17 protein-coding genes are annotated in these 16,952 nt (G+C 58.7%); 15 read left to right on the top strand and 2 right to left on the bottom strand.

Going from position 1 to position 16,952, the window contains the following annotated elements; all coding sequences use genetic code 11:
- Positions 1-11: 11 nt before the first annotated feature.
- The 8 genes from AC2TEL_RS19025 to nadC all read left to right on the top strand — a co-directional run bounded on the left by AC2TEL_RS19025 (position 12) and on the right by nadC (position 7,613).
- Positions 12-848: a hypothetical protein gene (locus AC2TEL_RS19025; RefSeq protein WP_480906177.1), complete on the top strand. Its 837-nt coding sequence runs from the start codon at positions 12-14 to the stop codon at positions 846-848.
- On the top strand, positions 841-1,584 hold the full coding sequence (locus AC2TEL_RS19020; RefSeq protein WP_480906174.1) for a sulfotransferase-like domain-containing protein: 744 nt from the start codon (positions 841-843) through the stop codon (positions 1,582-1,584). The genes AC2TEL_RS19025 and AC2TEL_RS19020 overlap by 8 nt, the downstream gene beginning before the upstream one ends.
- Before the next feature lie 283 nt (positions 1,585-1,867).
- Entirely contained in the window at positions 1,868-2,380 is a 513-nt protein-coding gene (locus AC2TEL_RS19015) for a transcriptional repressor (protein WP_480844251.1), read from the top strand.
- A 2-nt stretch (positions 2,381-2,382) separates the two neighbouring features.
- The gene (locus AC2TEL_RS19010; protein WP_480906171.1) at positions 2,383-3,129 is read left to right on the top strand and encodes a metal ABC transporter ATP-binding protein; all 747 of its coding nucleotides are present in this window, start codon (positions 2,383-2,385) and stop codon (positions 3,127-3,129) included.
- Positions 3,129-3,929, top strand: a complete 801-nt coding sequence (locus AC2TEL_RS19005) for a metal ABC transporter permease (RefSeq protein ID WP_480844279.1) — start codon at positions 3,129-3,131, stop codon at positions 3,927-3,929. Before AC2TEL_RS19010 ends, AC2TEL_RS19005 begins: the two co-directional genes overlap by 1 nt.
- Before the next feature lie 212 nt (positions 3,930-4,141).
- Positions 4,142-5,194 (top strand): quinolinate synthase NadA, encoded by a 1,053-nt coding sequence (gene nadA / locus AC2TEL_RS19000; RefSeq protein ID WP_480906168.1) that lies wholly within the window; start codon positions 4,142-4,144, stop codon positions 5,192-5,194.
- An 8-nt stretch (positions 5,195-5,202) separates the two neighbouring features.
- Positions 5,203-6,768, top strand: a complete 1,566-nt coding sequence (locus tag AC2TEL_RS18995; protein WP_480906165.1) for an L-aspartate oxidase — start codon at positions 5,203-5,205, stop codon at positions 6,766-6,768.
- Positions 6,765-7,613 (top strand): carboxylating nicotinate-nucleotide diphosphorylase, encoded by an 849-nt coding sequence (nadC, locus tag AC2TEL_RS18990; RefSeq protein ID WP_480906163.1) that lies wholly within the window; start codon positions 6,765-6,767, stop codon positions 7,611-7,613. Before AC2TEL_RS18995 ends, nadC begins: the two co-directional genes overlap by 4 nt.
- A gap of 91 nt (positions 7,614-7,704) precedes the next feature.
- Here nadC and AC2TEL_RS18985 read toward each other — a convergent pair whose 3' ends face one another.
- The gene (locus AC2TEL_RS18985) at positions 7,705-7,863 is read right to left on the bottom strand and encodes a hypothetical protein (RefSeq protein ID WP_480844246.1); all 159 of its coding nucleotides are present in this window, start codon (positions 7,861-7,863) and stop codon (positions 7,705-7,707) included.
- Between AC2TEL_RS18985 and AC2TEL_RS18980 the strand changes: the two genes are divergently transcribed.
- The 7 genes from AC2TEL_RS18980 (at position 7,862) to AC2TEL_RS18950 (ending at position 15,794) form a co-directional block, all read left to right on the top strand.
- Positions 7,862-8,458, top strand: a complete 597-nt coding sequence (locus tag AC2TEL_RS18980; protein ID WP_480844245.1) for a helix-turn-helix domain-containing protein — start codon at positions 7,862-7,864, stop codon at positions 8,456-8,458. The two genes, AC2TEL_RS18985 and AC2TEL_RS18980, sit on opposite strands and share 2 nt — an antisense overlap.
- 112 nt (positions 8,459-8,570) lie before the next feature.
- Positions 8,571-10,154 carry an ABC transporter substrate-binding protein gene (locus AC2TEL_RS18975; protein ID WP_480906160.1) on the top strand — a complete coding sequence of 528 codons (1,584 nt, stop codon included), beginning with the start codon at positions 8,571-8,573 and terminating at the stop codon, positions 10,152-10,154.
- 58 nt (positions 10,155-10,212) lie between these two features.
- Complete coding sequence (locus AC2TEL_RS18970; protein ID WP_480906157.1) at positions 10,213-11,154, top strand: ABC transporter permease; 942 nt, start codon at positions 10,213-10,215, stop codon at positions 11,152-11,154.
- Entirely contained in the window at positions 11,151-12,008 is an 858-nt protein-coding gene (locus tag AC2TEL_RS18965) for an ABC transporter permease (protein WP_480906154.1), read from the top strand. Before AC2TEL_RS18970 ends, AC2TEL_RS18965 begins: the two co-directional genes overlap by 4 nt.
- Before the next feature lie 3 nt (positions 12,009-12,011).
- Positions 12,012-13,004 carry an ABC transporter ATP-binding protein gene (locus AC2TEL_RS18960; RefSeq protein WP_480906151.1) on the top strand — a complete coding sequence of 331 codons (993 nt, stop codon included), beginning with the start codon at positions 12,012-12,014 and terminating at the stop codon, positions 13,002-13,004.
- Positions 13,001-13,996, top strand: a complete 996-nt coding sequence (locus AC2TEL_RS18955; protein WP_480906148.1) for an ABC transporter ATP-binding protein — start codon at positions 13,001-13,003, stop codon at positions 13,994-13,996. Before AC2TEL_RS18960 ends, AC2TEL_RS18955 begins: the two co-directional genes overlap by 4 nt.
- On the top strand, positions 13,989-15,794 hold the full coding sequence (locus tag AC2TEL_RS18950) for an aminopeptidase P family protein (protein ID WP_480906145.1): 1,806 nt from the start codon (positions 13,989-13,991) through the stop codon (positions 15,792-15,794). The genes AC2TEL_RS18955 and AC2TEL_RS18950 overlap by 8 nt, the downstream gene beginning before the upstream one ends.
- Positions 15,795-15,923: 129 nt before the next feature.
- On the opposite strand, the gene AC2TEL_RS18945 is transcribed toward AC2TEL_RS18950, so the two are convergent.
- Positions 15,924-16,934, bottom strand: a complete 1,011-nt coding sequence (locus tag AC2TEL_RS18945) for a D-cysteine desulfhydrase family protein (protein ID WP_480906142.1) — start codon at positions 16,932-16,934, stop codon at positions 15,924-15,926.
- Positions 16,935-16,952: the final 18 nt, after the last annotated feature.

Raw genomic sequence — 16,952 nt, 5'->3', positions numbered from 1 at the left:
GGAGGTCATTGATGGCTGAAACCCTGGCGATGCCCAGCCGCTGGACAGCAGAACAAAAGCTTTTTCCCCATCAGGTTGGATTCACCAGCCCGCCTTTTGACTTTGACGCCGCTCCGTCAGATTTCCTGCGCATGAGCCCCGATACAGTCGGAGTGCACGGCTGGATGCTGCATGTGCCGGACTATGTGCACGGGCTCGACCAGCGCAAACAGAACTTCAATATGCTCGAAGACTTCGTCCACTGCATGTCGCGTAATGGCGTCGATGTTTGCGGGCAGGTCGGTTCCAACTGGGTTCATGCCAGCGGATTGGGAGTCGAAGGCATCCGCCAGCATTGTGCTGATCTGTCCGAAAAATACGAAACCCGGTTCCATATGGCGGGTTATGCGATGGTCGAAGCCTTGCGGGCGATGAACGTCGAAAAAGTGGCGTTGAACGCGGCCTATCACTGGCCCGATTGGTGGCAAGGTACGGTTGGCTTTCTGGCAGAGGCCGGGTTCGATGTTGTTTGGGCGGGCAATTTCGTCGATCAGGGTTGGTTTCCCACGCAGGAGGCTACAAATGCCATGCGCTGGATTTTCGATGGTGATCTGTTCGAGAAGAGCTTTGCCTATGTCGCCGAACAAGCCCCCGAGGCCGATGCCTATTTGATCAACGGCATGTGCAACTTTCGCAGCGGCCCGGGCGGGTTGCCTCAGCGCCCGCTGCATCTGGCGCGCAGCATGGAGGCCGTTCTTGGCAAACCGATCATTGGCCACGATATCGCACTTTATTGGCGGATCATGAAAGACTTGGGGATCGCGCCCACGACACCGCAGGGCGTATTGTTGGAGAGCCTTCATGCATAAAATCATTGCCCTTTGGGCCGTACCCCGTTCGACGTCCACCGCGTTTGAATGGATGATGCGCCAGCGCGGCGATCTGGATTGCTTGCACGAGCCATTCGGCGAGGCATGGTATCAGGGGGAAGATCCGCTCTGGCCACGCTACAAGGACGGAGAAAAGACGACACCCGGTCTGACGATCGAGAGTACCTGGGGGGACATTCAGGCACGGGCCGAGAAAGGGCCGGTCTTCCTCAAGGATTTTCCGCATTACATCAATCACATGTGGACACCGGACTTTTTGGCGCACTTCACCCACGCTTTCCTGATCCGTGACCCCGGCAAGACAATTTCGTCCATGTACAACAAATGGCCGGATTTTGATGAGCTTGAGGTCGGGTTTCCCGAACAAAGGGCGCTGTTTGACCTTTTGACAGCATTGAACGGAAAAGCACCGCCGGTCATCGACAGCGACGATCTGCTTGAAGACCCCGAAACCATGGTCGAAGCGTTTTGCAAAGCCGTGGATATCCCTTTCATACCAGAAGCTTTAAGCTGGGAGCCCGGGGCGGATACCTCAGACTATAGCTGGTGGGACGGGGGCAGCTTTCATGCCAACTTGCGGGCATCGACAGGTTTAAAGCCTCAGGTTCGTCGCTACGTTGAACTTGAAGACTCTCCCGAACGCGTTCGCCGAGTGCACCGCCGAATGAAACCTCACTATGATCATTTGTTCCGGCACCGGATCAAAAGCGGTTGACGTTCGAGTTTGCGGGAGCGCGAAAATAGGCGCTTTCCTTGCGAAGCACGCTTCGAATGGAGGAGTTGTTGCCCGGTGCGCATCTTGTGGGCATATGCGCTCAGATCCAAAAGGTCTGGAAACCGCGAGTAGATCGGCGAAAAGTCGATTGCGGCTTCCATCATGGCCGGGACTGCGCCGACGCGGCAGCGAAACCGTCGTCGACACAGGAAGAAGGTTTCTGGACATCGGCTCCGCCGTGTGATTTTATAACATTCCGAGTGTCGAATGCGATATGAAGAACATGACTGAAGACTCCCAACCAGCACCAGCCGACAGATCGGGCCTGGTCGGTTTCCAGAAACATGACCATGCGCACTGCGTTGAATCCGCGTTGGCCGCAGCCGAAGCGCGGTGCCGCGAGGACGGTTTGCGCCTGACGCCAGTTCGGCGAAAAGTGTTGGAGATGCTGCTGCAGGAGCATCGGGCGCTCGGGGCATACGCGATTCTTGATCGCTTGCGCGAGGCGGGGTTCGGGTCACAGCCTCCGGTGGCTTATCGCGCGCTGGATTTTCTGGTCGAGAACGGGTTCGTGCACAAGATTGAGCGACTGAATGCCTTTGTCGCCTGCTCGCACCCAGGCGCGAACCATTCGCCTGCTTTCATGATTTGCAGGCTTTGTGACGCCGTGGCCGAGGCGCAATCCTCGCCCACGAAAGGCGCACTTGGCGCAGCGGCACGCGCCGCTGGGTTCGAGATTGAGCGAACCGTTGTGGAAGTCGAAGGCGTCTGCCCGGCCTGCAGTGAAAAGGCTTAGGCATGACATTGGTAACGGTTGATGACCTCAGCATCCGCTACGGCGCAAATACAGTTTTGCGTCACGTGGACATGAAGATCGAGCCGGGCGAGATCGTGACAATTGTCGGGCCAAATGGCTCGGGCAAGACCAGCCTGTTGCGGGCAATAATCGGTGCCACCAAACCTTCGGTCGGCCGGGTTGTTCGAAAGCCGGGTTTGAAAATCGGGTACGTGCCGCAGAAGCTGCACATCGACCCGACACTGCCGATCACTGTCGAACGGTTCATGCGCCTGACCAGTCCTGTATCGAGGCGAGATTGCGCAGAGGCGCTTGAATCGGCAGGAGTGCCGGATCTGCTGAAGCGTCAAATGTCGCAGCTTTCAGGCGGCCAGTTCCAACGTGTGCTGCTGGCTCGGGCCTTGATCAACCGGCCTGATATTTTGTTGTTGGACGAAGCGACACAGGGTCTCGACCAGCCCGGTTCGGCTGCGTTTTATCGTCAGATCGAAGCCGTCCGCCGCGACACCGGTTGCGCCATCGTGATGATCAGCCACGAACTGCATGTGGTCATGAGTGCATCCGATCGGGTTATTTGTCTCAACGGGCACGTCTGCTGTGAAGGTTCACCTGCGGTGGTTGCTTCAGCCCCGGAATATCGGGCTTTGTTCGGTACAGGCACGGGAGGCGCGCTCGCGCTGTATCGCCACGACCATGATCACGATCACGATCACGACCATGGCCCGAATTCTAAGGAAGCGGCAGAGTGATGCTGGACGATTTCATGACGCGGGCAACGCTCGCAGGTATTGGCGTGGCTTTTGCGGCAGCGCCGCTTGGGTGTTTCGTCGTCTGGCGCCGAATGGCCTATTTCGGTGATGCCACGGCGCATGCAGCGATCCTTGGCGTTGCGCTGTCGCTGACGTTCCAGATGTCGATCTTTGCTGGCGCTTTGGCGGTTGCGCTTGCGATGGCGCTGACAGTGACGCTGTTGGCGGGCCGTGGCTATGCCATGGACACTCTGCTGGGCGTCCTGGCGCATTCCGCATTGGCATTTGGCCTGGTTGCAGTCTCATTCCTGTCTGGCGTCCGTATTGATCTGATGGCCTATCTGTTCGGAGACATCCTTGCCGTGTCACGCGCCGATCTGGCGGTGATCTGGGGCGGTGCAGCGCTTGTCGTGGCGCTGATCGCGTGGCGCTGGTCTCAGCTGCTGACTGCAACCCTGAACGAAGAGTTGGCCTATGCCAGCGGGTTTGATCCCAAGCGCGAGCAATTGGTCCTGACCTTATCCCTGGCCGTCACGGTTGCGGTGGCGATCAAGGTCGTCGGTGTTCTATTGATTGCCGCGATGCTGATCATTCCGGCTGCGGCAGCGCGCAGCCTGGCGCGGTCGCCGGAATCGATGGCCGTGATTGCTGCGGCAATCGGAGCGATTTCTGCCGTTGCGGGCCTGCGCGCGGCCTATGTGTTCGATACGCCGGCTGGTCCGTCGATTGTCTGTGTGGCTGCAATTCTGTTTGCCTGCCTCAGCCTGATTGGTTGGCAGAGCCAGCGCAGAACCTCGTAATCAGGCATCATAGATCACAGCTTCCCGGTTCCGCCATTGGCTCTGCCGTAACCGGTTTCATGGTCGTCGGCCATGACTGCTTGCCGTGGCCGCGGCAGAAAATTCCGCAGAGAAATGGAATTTTGGAACATTCTTCTTCATTGAGTGGTGGTCAATCCTCGACAAACCCAATATCTAAGGCGTCACGAGTTCATCAGGCAGAAATCAGTCCCGTGTTCGACCTTCCGGCGCAGCGCGCGCATCTCTCCGAAAAATACGACCTTACCCCATCGCCCGAGCTGGCCGCCAGCATGAGCGATATCTACGACCGCATGTCACGCGTCGTGTCACCGGCCGACTGGGCGATCTATGCGCCTTATGTCAAAGCGATCAACGATCTCAAGGTCGACCGGAACGCCGTCATTCTGGGCCACAATTATATGACGCCCGAGATCTACCACGGCATTTCGGACTTCGGTGGCGACAGCCTGCAACTGGCCATCAAGGCAACCGAGGTCGAGGCGGATGTGATCGTTCAATGCGGCGTGCATTTCATGGCTGAGACGTCCAAGATCCTCAGCCCGGAAAAAACCGTGCTGATGCCGGATATGGAGGCTGGGTGTTCGCTGGCGGAATCGATCACCGCCGAGGGTATCGAGGAAATGCGGCGCCGCTATCCGGGCGCACCGGTGGTGTCCTACGTGAACACGACGGCCGAGGTCAAAGCGGCCTCGGACATTTGCTGCACTTCGTCCAACGCGGCCCAGATCGTCGCCGCGCAGGACAGCGACACGGTCATCATGACCCCGGACCAGTATCTGGCGCAGAACGTGGCCCGCGACGTCCCACAAAAGAACGTGGTCTGGTGGGAAGGCTCGTGCATCGTGCACGAACAATACAGCGCCAGCGACTTGCGCGACTTCCGCGAGTGGAACCCGGGCACGCGGCTTATTGCGCATCCCGAGTGCCCGCCCGACGTGGTGGCCGAGGCTGATTTCTCGGGCTCCACCAGCGGCATCATCAAATATGTCACTGATAATAAGCCGGAAAAGGCACTGCTTATCACCGAATGCTCGATGGCTTCGAACATCGCCGATGCGCTGCCCGAGGTTGATTTCGTTGGCCCCTGCAACATGTGCCCGTACATGAAAAAGATCACGTTGGAGAAGGTGCTCTTTTCGCTCGACACAATGACCGGTCAGGTTGAAGTTGACGCCGAGATTGCCGACAAGGCACGTCTTGCCGTTCAGCGCATGATCGATTTGTCGCGCCAGTTGGGGATCTGACGCACCCGATGCAAGTGGTCACCACCCCCCGAGTGGTCATCATAGGCGCTGGCCTGGCTGCGGTGTACGCAGCGTTGAAACTGGCGCCGCGCCCCGTAGTGATGATCTCGCCCGAAACACTGGGATCCGGCGCAAGCTCGGTCTGGGCGCAGGGTGGGGTAGCCGCTGCGATGGCACCAAGCGACAGTGCCGAGGCGCATGCCGATGACACGATGCGCGCAGGCGCCGGTTCGGTCCTGCGCGAAGTGGCCGAGTTTGTGACCCGCGCCGCTCGGGACCACGTCCTTGATCTGTCCGATCTTGGAACCGGTTTCGATCGCGCCGCGGACGGAGGGTTTATCCAGTCCCGGGAAGCAGCGCATTCTGCCGCCCGCGTGGTTCGGGTCAAAGGGGATCAGGCAGGGGCCGAGATCATGCGCGCGCTGATCGCCGAGCTGCGCCGGACACCAACAATCCAAGTGATCGAAGGTGCACAGGCAATTGGGCTGGAAAGCGATGGTTCACGCGTCACCGGCGGTTTTTTCACCAGTACCGAATCCCCCGAAGCAGAGCCGGTGCTGGTACGGGGCGCTGCCCATGTGTTGGCTACAGGTGGGTCAGCGGGGCTTTATGCTCTGACGACCAATCCCGCGCGCATCCGGGGGCAGGGGATCGGCATGGCGGCCCGTGCGGGGGCGAGGATTGCAGATGCCGAATTTGTTCAGTTTCATCCGACGGCCATCGATGTTGGCGAGGACCCTGCACCCTTGGCGACCGAGGCGCTGCGCGGCGATGGTGCCGTTTTGGTCGACAAAACCGGTGACCGATTCATGCAGGGCATCCATCCCGAGGGGGAATTGGCGCCGCGCGATATTGTCGCCCGCGCGGTCTATCTGCAAACCCAGGCCGGGCAACACCCGGCGCTCGACACGCGCTCGGCAATCGGGGCCGAAATCGTTTCTCAGTTTCCTGCGGTGACCGAAGCCTGCATTCGCAACGGTGTCGATCCGGTCACCCAACCGATCCCGGTCGCAGCGGCAGCACACTATCACATGGGCGGCGTGGCCACGGACATGACGGGCCGCAGTTCGTTGCAAGGTTTGTGGGTTTGTGGCGAAGCTGCCTCGACCGGTTTGCATGGCGCCAATCGGCTAGCGTCCAACGGATTGCTCGAAGCGCTGGTTTTTGCCCGTGCCTGTGCGCTGGATATTGCGGCAGTTGTGCCAGAGAGCAAGGCAACACTACTGGATCTTGAGTTCCGTTCAGGCCCTGCAGTCGAGCGAACCGATGCGATTCAGGCATTGCGGGATACAATGACCAACTTCGTGGGCGTTGTGCGGGACAGCGCCGGGCTGCGCCGGGCTTTGTTCGCCATTGCCAAACTCGAGGCCGACAACGCGACGTCTGCCTCTTTTCTCAATATGTCTGCGACCGCCACTTTGATCGCCGCCGCCGCACTTGTGCGCGAAGAAAGCCGTGGCGCGCATTATCGGTCGGATTTCCCGCAGGCTGCACCTGGCCCCGGCCAACGCTCGATCATGACGCTGAGCGAGGCTATGACGCTGCGCGACAGAATTTCAAAGGAATCCAAATGACCTTTCCCGCATTGCCCGACCTGATCCTGGAGCCTCTGGTCCGTTCTGCGCTGACGGAGGATTTGGGGGCCAATGGCGACATTACTTCGCTGACCGTAATTCCGGATGATGCAACCTATTCCGCGCGGCTGAATGCGCGCGAAAATGCGGTGGTGTCCGGGCTTCTGGTGGCCGATCTGGCGTTTCGACTGGTCGATCCGTCGCTTGAAATCACCATACATGTGCAGGATGGGCAGCGCTGCGCGAAAGGTGACACGTTGATGGAAATCAACGGAAAGGCGTCCTCGATCCTGTCGGGCGAGCGGGTCGCGCTGAACTTTGCCGGGCGGTTGAGCGGTGTTGCAACTTCGACAGCGGCTTTGGTGGCTGAAACCAAAGGCACCAGGGCACGCATCACCTGTACTCGCAAAACCACACCGGGGCTGCGCATTGTTGAGAAACAGGCGGTGCTGCATGGCGGCGGTTTCAACCACCGGTTCTCTTTGTCCGATGCGATTTTGATCAAGGACAACCACATTGCGGCAGCAGGCAGTGTGCGTGCAGTGCTGGAGGCCACGAAGGCCCGCGCCTCACATATGATGAAGGTTGAAATCGAGGTGGATCGGCTGGATCAACTGGCCGAAGTGCTGGCGGTTGGTGGCGCGGATGTGGTTTTGCTGGACAACATGTCAACTGACACGCTGGCCGAGGCGGTCTCGATGGTGGATGGCAGGCTGGTGACCGAGGCATCCGGCAATGTAAAGCGCGAAACGGTTGCGGCCATTGCTGCGACAGGTGTGGATTACATCTCGTCGGGGGCGTTGACGCATTCATACCGGACCATTGACCTGGGTTTGGATTTTTGAACCACCAGATTGCTCTGGTTGTCGCCGCAGTGATGCGCATGGATGTACCATAACCCGGCTACCGGTTTTTCAAGCCTCGTGCGGGGCTCTTTCAAAAGGACTTGGGCGCGCCGAAGGCGCTCAAGCTTGTCGCCGTACGCAATGCTTGAATGCGATTGGCATTTTTAGCCGCACTAAAATAAATTTTGATCTCCGCCCGGATATTCTGTTCAATGGGCGAACACCAAGTGACCAGCAGGAGGTTCTGCATGCAATCGCCCAACGAGCGCCCAAAACCGAAGTCCAAGGGGCATCCGACTGAATTGGGTCAAACGATCCGGCGCAGACGCAAGGCGATGGGCATGACCTTGGAGAAGGTTGCAACACAGGCGGACCTGACGACTGGCTTTCTGTCTCAGGTCGAACGGGGGTTAAGTTCTCCGTCGCTGACATCGTTGATGGCAATAGCGGCGGCACTGCAAACCAGTGTCGAACAGCTGCTGAGCGTGCCGCAAGTGTTTTCGGAATATGTCGCGCATGACAGCCGACAAACTTATTCATTGGGCGTTCGTGGACGGTTCTACGAAAAGCTTGGGCCCGGTTTTTCAGGTGCCCTGTTTCACCCGCAGATCGTGCACCGCCCGCCTGGTCATGTTTCCGAAAAGATGTGCCACAAGGGCGAGGCGTTTTGTTACCTGCTGTCCGGTCAGCTGGAATATCACCTCGGTGGAAAGGTCTTTGTCATGTCGCCGGGTGATGTGATTCACCACGATACCTCGGTGCGTCACTATTCAGTCGTTCTTGGAGAAGAGGAGGCTGTTGAGCTTTGGGTTACAACTTCGCCAATGAGTGAAACGGGGCGGTAGGAAAAATCGCGGTAAAAAAATTTCTCTTATTACTAAAAAAAACTTTAGTATTGCTAAGAATCGCTTATTGTCTTGGCCCATAGGCAAATGAATTTTGCGGGAGGAGAAGAGGATGACGCTGAAAACGGTTCTGGGAATGACCGTTGCTTTGACGCTGGCGATGCCGGTGACAGCACAGGAAAGGGGCGGAACGCTGAACTTCGCCCGCTACGACGGATCGCGCCTGATTGACCCGATCTATGCCGATCGCAACCCGGACATCTGGATGGTTGGCAGTTTGTTCGACACGCTTCTGCGCGGCAGTGCCGATGGCAATTCGGTGGAACCCGGCCTGGCCGAGGAGTTTTCGGTTTCGGATGACGGCAAAACGGTTTCTCTGACCCTGCGTGAGGGTGTTTTGTTTGCTGACGGATCACCAATGAGTGGCGAGGACGTTGTTTTCTCGCTGGACCGGGCGCGCAATCCCGATCTTAGTCCCTGGGCTGGGTTGTTGGGGTCAATCGAAAACGTGTCGTCGGATGGAAATGCGATAACCATTGCGCTGAAAGACCCGGACCCAACGATCCTGTCCATGTTGGCTACCTTTAATACGGCAATCGTTTCGAAAGCTGCCTTTGACGCCGCTGCTGGGGACACCGATCAGGATAAATCAGCGGCGCTGTTTGCTGCCACTGCTGCCGGGGTTGGCTCCGGACCGTTCTACCTGTGTGGGTTCGAACAGGGCGCTTCGATGGATTTCTGCGCCAACGAACACTACTGGCGTATGGGTGCGGACGGCAAACCGCTGCCATATCTGGACGGCGTGCATTTCGAGATCATCCCGGATGACGCGACCCGTATTCTGAGCCTGCAAGCAGGTGAGGTGGACGCGGCCGAGTTCATTCCCTTTAGCCGCGTGGCCGAACTGGAGGCTGATCCGAACGTCAACATGCAGCTCTACCCGTCGACCCGGATCATTTATTCACCGATCAATACACGTGACTCCCGTGCCGACGGTTCACCAAATCCCCTGGCGGATCCGCGTGTCCGGCAGGCATTGAACTATGGCACCAACAAGGATGCCCTGATCGGCGTGGTTCTGCACGGCGCCGGTCAGCCGATGAGCTCTCCATTGATGGCCAAGGCCACGCAATATGCGTCGGATCTGAGTCCGCTCTACTCCTATGACCTGGACAAAGCCAAGTCGCTGATGTCCGAGGCCGGGGTGACGGATGGAACTCAGGTCACGTTGACGACACTGGCAGGTTCGGCTGACGATGCGACGATCTTTGCAGCGCTGCAACAGATGTGGGCGCCGCTGGGAATCGATCTGGTGGTCGAGCAGGTGGACGGTGCCACGCGCGGTGCAAAGAACCGTTCGGGCGAGTTCGACATACACACCTATGGCTGGGTCAATGACGTAAACGATCCAAGTCAGGTTGTCGGATGGCTGGGCTACACGCCAACCGCCAAGGCCGTCGGCACCGGTTGGGAAAACGCCGAATTCAACGCGCTGTTCGAAGAAGCCGCCAACGAAATGGACCCTGATGCCCGCAAGGCAAAGTTCGCGCGCATGCAAGAGCTTTATGCAGAGGCCGCTCCGCTTTTGTTCATGTACGAAACGCCCTTTGCAGTGGCGCTGAGTACAGCAGTCGAGGGCTATGTTCAGACGCCATTGGGCAATAACATCTTCGATGAAGCAACTGTCAGCCGCTAAAAGCTGATCCCCTGCCTCGCCGGAGCACACCGGCGGGGCCATTTGCAAAGCGTCAACAATGTCCAGCCTGACCTACATATTCAAACGCCTCCTGCTGATGATCCCGACCTTTTTTCTGGTTATGGTCATCATCTTTCTTTTGGTGCGTCTGTTGCCGGGCGACCCGGCCATTGCGATGGCGGGCGACCGGGCCTCGGACGCCGACATTCAGGCGATCCGCGAACGGCTGGGCCTGACCCAGCCCGTTCTGGTGCAATTCTGGCTGTTTCTCAGCAGCACGGTTCAGGGGGATCTGGGCCGGTCGATCCTGATGCGAACCGATGTAATGAATGTGATTGCCGATCGCCTGCCCATCACCGTATTTCTGACAATATACTCAGTTGTCCTGTCGCTGCTGATCGCGGGGCCACTGGCCTTTGTTGCGGCGCTCAATCGCGGCCGTTGGCCGGATACGGTGATCCGCACGGTGTTTCAGATCGGCCTGTCGATGCCGGTGTTCTACATCGGGCTGGTTCTGCTGACCTTTCTGGCCGCGCAGCTGCGGCTGTTTCCGGTCGGTGGTTATGGCGATACGTTCGGCGAGCGGCTGTATCACCTGTTTCTGCCGTCGGTCACCGTCGCGCTGTACACATCGGCCATCATCATGCGGAACCTGCGCAGCGCAATCATCGAAGTTCTGGATGCCGAATATGTTCAGTTCGCCCGCGCCAAGGGCCTGCCTCCGCGGCTGATCCTGGGGCGGCACGTGCTGCGCAATGCGCTGATCTCAACCGTGACCTTGTTGGGGCTATCCATTGGCAACCTGATGAGCGGAACGCTGGTCACGGAAACCGTGTTCGCGGTGCCGGGGATGGGGCGGCTGATGCTGGAAGCCATTTTTGCCCGTGACTATCCGCTGATACAGGGGCTGACTCTGACCTTTGCAGTGCTGGTCTCGGTGGTCTTCCTGATGACGGACCTGTTCCAGAGCCGCCTTGACCCGAGGATGCGTCTGCAATGAGTGATGTTCCCTTCAACGCCGAAACCCGTCGGCCGACCTTCCTTCAGGCGGCCCTGCGCAAGCCGGGGTTTCTGGCCGGATTGCTGATCATCGGATTTTCGGTTCTGCTGGCGATCTTTCCCGGCGCCTTCGCGCCCTACGATCCAAACGCAATAGACTATCTGGCTGTGCGACAGCCGCCATCCTGGGCGCATCCGTTCGGCACCGACCTACTGGGTCGGGACAGCCTGTCGCGTGTGATTTGGGCCTATCAGGTCAACATGCAAATGGCGATTTTCGGTACGGTCTTCGCGCTTGTGACCGGTGTCGTGGTGGGGGCTCTGGTCGGTTATTACCGAGGGATCGCCGACCTGATCTTTGGCCGTATCGTCGATGCAGTGATCACGTTCCCCTTTCTGGTTCTGGTCATCGCGGTTGTTGCGGTTCTGGGGCCCGGTCTGATCAACATGTATATTGCCATTTCGGTGGTCTACTGGGTCTATTACGCCCGTCTGATGCGGGCCGAAGTCATTGCGCAGATGGGCAATGACTATGCCGCGGCCGGTGTTGTGATGGGGTATTCCGACCGGCGTATCATTTTTCGACATCTGCTGCCCAATGCGATCACACCCGTCATCGTTTATTGGATGACCGATATGGCGCTGGTGATCCTGCTGGGGTCGTCGCTGGGTTATCTCGGTTTGGGTGCGCAGCCACCTCAGGCAGAATGGGGTGTCCTGATTGCCGAGGGGCGCAACTTTATCTCGACAGCTTGGTGGCTGAGCCTGATGCCCGGTATCGCCATCGTTCTGACGGGGCTTGGCTTTTCGCTGCTCGGCGACGGGCTGGCCGACCTGCTGAGACCGAGAGGATAAGGGATGGCAGACAAGACACCGATCCTCGAAGTTGACGGGTTGAACACCACGTTTCACCGTAACGGGCGCCCACTGCCGGCCCTGCGGGATGTCAGTTTCAGCGTTGCACGCGGCGAGGTGCTGGGACTGGTCGGTGAAAGTGGATCCGGCAAGAGCGTGACATTGCGTTCGATCATTGGTCTGGCGCGCCGATATGGCGATGTCAGCGGGCAGGTGAAGTGGCAGGGGCGCGATCTGGTGCAGCTTTCAGATCGGGCAATGCGACAGGTTCAGGGCAGCGAGATAGCAATGATCTTTCAAGAGCCGATGACGTCGCTGAACCCGTTGCTGACGGTCGGCCTTCAGCTTGAGGAAACACTGCGCGCCCACACAGATCTGTCCCGGGCCGCGCGCCGGGCTCGGGCAGTCGAGATGCTGGATCTGGTTGGCATCCCCTCGGCAGCAGAACGGCTGAAGGACTACCCGCATCAGTTCTCGGGCGGTATGCGCCAGCGGGTAATGATCGCTATCGCGCTTGCTGCGAACCCGAAACTGTTGCTGGCGGATGAGCCCACGACAGCGCTGGACGTCACCATTCAGGCGCAGATTCTGGATTTGATCCTGCGGCTTGCACAGGATTTGGACATGGGCGTGGTTCTGGTAACCCATGATCTGGGCGTGGTCGCGCAAACCTGCGACAAGGTTGCCGTCATGTATGCTGGCCGGATCGTAGAGCAGGGGCCAGTCCGCGATGTGCTGCGCGACCCACGTCACCCCTACACGGTCGGCCTGATGCGATCGGTTCCGGAAAACCTGCCACCCCGGACGCCGCTATATTCCGTGCCGGGCGTACCTCCAAGCTTGAATAACTTGCCTCTGGGGTGTGCGTTTGCCCCCCGCTGCGCAGCTTGCGTTGAACTTTGTTTGCAAGACCGGCCGCCCCTGACCCTGATTGCAGATGACAGACAAGTGGCCTGTTTCAACCCCGTGAAAAATGCCGAAGGAAACGCCGCATGACCGCCGTAATGCAAATCCGCGACCTTCATTTGCGGTTTCCTCTGGGGCGCGGGCTGGGAGATATCCTCTCGGGCCGGTCTGGTCGCGAGGTTCGGGCGCTCAATGGTATCGATCTGGATTTGATCCACGGTGAAACGCTGGGTGTCGTCGGGGAATCCGGTTGCGGGAAGTCGACCCTTGCGCGCTGCATCGTGCGCCTGCACGCCCCCAGCGAAGGAACGATCCGGTTCGAAGGTCACGATGTATTTGATGACGCAACCCGCGGGGACTGCAACTATAACCGGCGCGTCCAGATGATGTTTCAGGACCCTTATTCATCTCTCAACCCCCGCATGACAACTGGCCAGATCCTGACCGAGGCTCTGAGTGTCCACGACATGCGACCCGAAGCCGAGATTCCGGCGCGGGTCGCCGAATTGCTTGAACTTGTCCGTCTGCCTCAGGACGCTCAGGACAAGTTGCCCCACGAGTTTTCTGGCGGCCAGCGCCAGCGCATTGCGATTGCGCGGGCTCTGGCTGTCGAACCGGTTGTGTTGATTGCGGACGAGCTGGTTTCGGCTCTGGACGTCTCAGTTCAGGCTCAGGTGGTGAACCTGCTGCTCGACCTGCAGCGCGAACTGGGCCTGACCGTGTTGTTCGTGGCCCACGATCTGCGGCTGGTGCGCCATGTCTCGAACCGCGTCGCGGTGATCTATCTGGGCCGGATCGTTGAAATAGGCGACAGTGAAACGCTGTTCTCGGCTCCGGCGCACCCCTATAGTCAGGCGCTTCTGTCTGCCGCACCCTCCCTGAACCCGGACGAGCGTGGTCAAGCCACCCGACTGGAAGGCGAATTGCCATCGCCCCTGAACATGCCGTCCGGCTGCCCGTTCCACGTTCGTTGTCCCCATGCCAGCGCAATCTGCAAGGCAAACATGCCTGCTCTGATGCCGTTCGAAGGCCGGGGTGAAGTTGCCTGCCATCATGTTGAAGAGATCAATACCGATGCTTGACGCCCCGGAAACCGAATGCCGCCCAGCTGTTTCTGCCCTGCGAAAAGAGCTGGCGAGACGCGATCTGGATGCGTTCATTCTGCCGCGCTACGACGCACATCAGGCAGAGTATGTTGCCCCGCATGACGAGCGCCTGAAATACGTAACGGGTTTCACCGGATCTGCCGGTATGGCGATTGTCACGCGCGAGACCGTGGCGCTGTTTGTTGATGGGCGTTACGTGGTACAGGCGGCGAGCCAATGTTCGGCGCCGGTCTTCTCGCATCATCATCTCTTCGACGAACCGCCGGAACTCTGGCTGGCAACGGTCGCGCAAAGCAATTGGAAGATCGGGTTTGATGCGATGCATTTGCCACCGGTCTGGTACGACCGGTTTTCAAATGCGTTGGCAAAGCACAATGCCCAGCTTGTCGCTGTCGGCGATAACCCAGTTGACGCGATTTGGCCAGATCAGCCGTCGCCACCCCAAGGCAAAATCGAGCCGTTTCCGTTGCAGTTTGCCGGCAAGAGCAGCGTGGACAAAATTTCCGACCTTAAGGCCGACATGCGCGCGCGCGGCGCCGAATTTGTCGTCGAGACACAACCAGATAACATCGCTTGGCTGCTCAATATTCGTGGATCGGACGTGGCTTTCAATCCAATCCCGCACTCATTTCTACTGGTCGAGAAAGCGGGCCCTGCCTCGTGGTTTGTGTCGGATCAAAAAATAGACGTGGGTCTTAGGGATCATTTACCAGCCGACATGGAAATCCGACCCCTAGACTCATTTTTGTCGACTATTGAGAACCGCGTTTTGTCTGGGCAAGGTGTTGTTTTCGATCCGGAATTCTCCCCGGCTGCTGTGCGGTTTGCGTTGAAACGCGTGGGCGCGCGGGAACTGCCCGCCGGCAGCCCGGTCACCTTGGCAAAGGCACGAAAGAACCATGTTGAGCTGGAAGGGATGCGCGCCTGCCATATTCAGGACGGTGTGGCCTGGACCGAGTTTTGCGCCTGGCTTGCGACCGAAGTACCAGCACGCGCCACTCGGAACGAGTACGTGAGCGAATATGAGGCGGAAGAGAAAATCTTGTCATTCCGGCGCGCGCGACCCGGTTTCATCTATGAGAGTTTCCGCACGATTTCGGCAGCCGGTGCAAATGCCGCTATGTGCCATTACGCAACTCAACAGAATGGCAGCGCACCGATTCTCGGCGACAGCACTTATCTTTTGGATTCGGGCGGCCAATACGAGACCGGTACGACCGATGCGACCCGCAGCTTTGCATTTGGGGCGGAAACTCCGGATGGGTACGACCGGGCCTATACGGCTGTTTTCAAGGCTTTTCACGCAATCGCAACGCTGCGCTTTCCTCCCGGCACGCAAGGGCACCACATCGATGCAATTTGTCGCCGCCCCTTGTGGGATCTCGGGTTGGACTATGATCACGGAACCGGACACGGCATCGGTCATCGGCTTTCCGTACACGAGCACCCGCAACGTATCGGCAAACCCTACAATCCCATCGACCTTGTGCCGGGTATGGTTCTGTCCATCGAACCCGGTTTTTACCAGGCCGGTTCGTTTGGGATCCGTATCGAAAACCTGTTCGAGATTTCCGAGGCCGAGGATGGCTTCCTTGAGTTTGAAAACCTGACGTGGATTCCGATTCAGACACGCAGGATCCTGGTAGACGAATTGACTGTCGCTGAACGCAATTGGTTGAACACGTACCACGCCGCTTTATTGGAGCGGATCGGCCATTACCTGTCCGATCCCGCGTTGGCCTGGGCACAAACAGCCTGCGCGGCAATTGATTGACCGGTTCCAAGTCGGCGAAGTTCGTTTGACGCATTCGTGCTGCCGGGGTCGACCAACCTCAATGCTTTCAAAGTTGCCCTCGGGTCTTGCGGTGCCTGTCGTCCGGTATAGCCACGGCACCGGTGTAAATCAGATCGATTGAAGCTCTTCCTGATACCCAAATAGCGCCGGGAGGCCACCGGTGTGCAGCATTATGACTTTCTGGCCTTTCTCGATGACGCCTGCCTCAAGCAGTTCCAAAAGCCCAGCAAAGGTCTTGGCCGTGTAAACCGGGTCCAGAAAGATGCCCTCGGTGCGAGCCATCAATATCAGTGCCTCACGGGTACGTTCGCCGATCCGCCCGTAGCCGGGCGCAAGTGCACCATCCCAGACGTCGATACTGTCCAAAACCAGGCCCGGGGCGAATTTCATCATGTCTGAAAGATGTCCAAGTACCTTTTGCAAGCGCGCATGCTGCTGGTGTTGATTTCGTCGCACGCAGATACCGTATACCGGTGCGGTATGCCCGGCCAGCCGCAGGCCTGTCAGAAATCCGCCATGGGTCGCGCCGCTGCCCGACGGCACCACTGCCGCGTCGAACTCACTGACCTGCTCCAGCAGCTCTGCCGCGCCAAGAACGTAACCCAGCGCTCCAAGCGGTGGATGATCGATACCAAGGTGGATGATGTAGGGCCTTCGGCCTTCGGCTAGTAGCTGCTCCGCTCGTCTGTGCAGTGCGTCATCGGCGCCGGACTCATCCTCACCCAAGGGATAGCTCATGTGCTCGGCTCCTAGAATCCGGGCCAATAATACATTGCCTGACTGGTAGTATTGCTCTCCCATACCCGGCACGCGTTCTTCCAGTTGCAGAATTGAACCCATGCCCAATTGGGCAGCCGCCGCCGCCGCGGACCGGACAAAGTTGGATTGCACCGCGCCGGTGATCAGAACGGTGTCCGCCCCTTGCTGTTCGGCCTCGCCAAGGTAGAACTCGAGCTGGCGGGTCTTGTTGCCGCCAAAGCTCAGGCCGGTCAGATCGTCTCGCTTGATCCACAGTTCGATTCCAAGGCTGTCCGACAGGCGATCCAAACGTTCGACCGGAGTCGTGCCGGTCATCAGCTTCGCGCGGGGAAATTCTGCGAGCCCTTTGTCAATGTTCATTCGATTGACCATCTTTCG

Source organism: Ruegeria sp. HKCCD9138 (assembly GCF_057220975.1).
The sequence above is the reverse complement of the archived record's forward strand: the minus strand, read 5'-3'. Positions and strand labels throughout refer to the sequence as shown.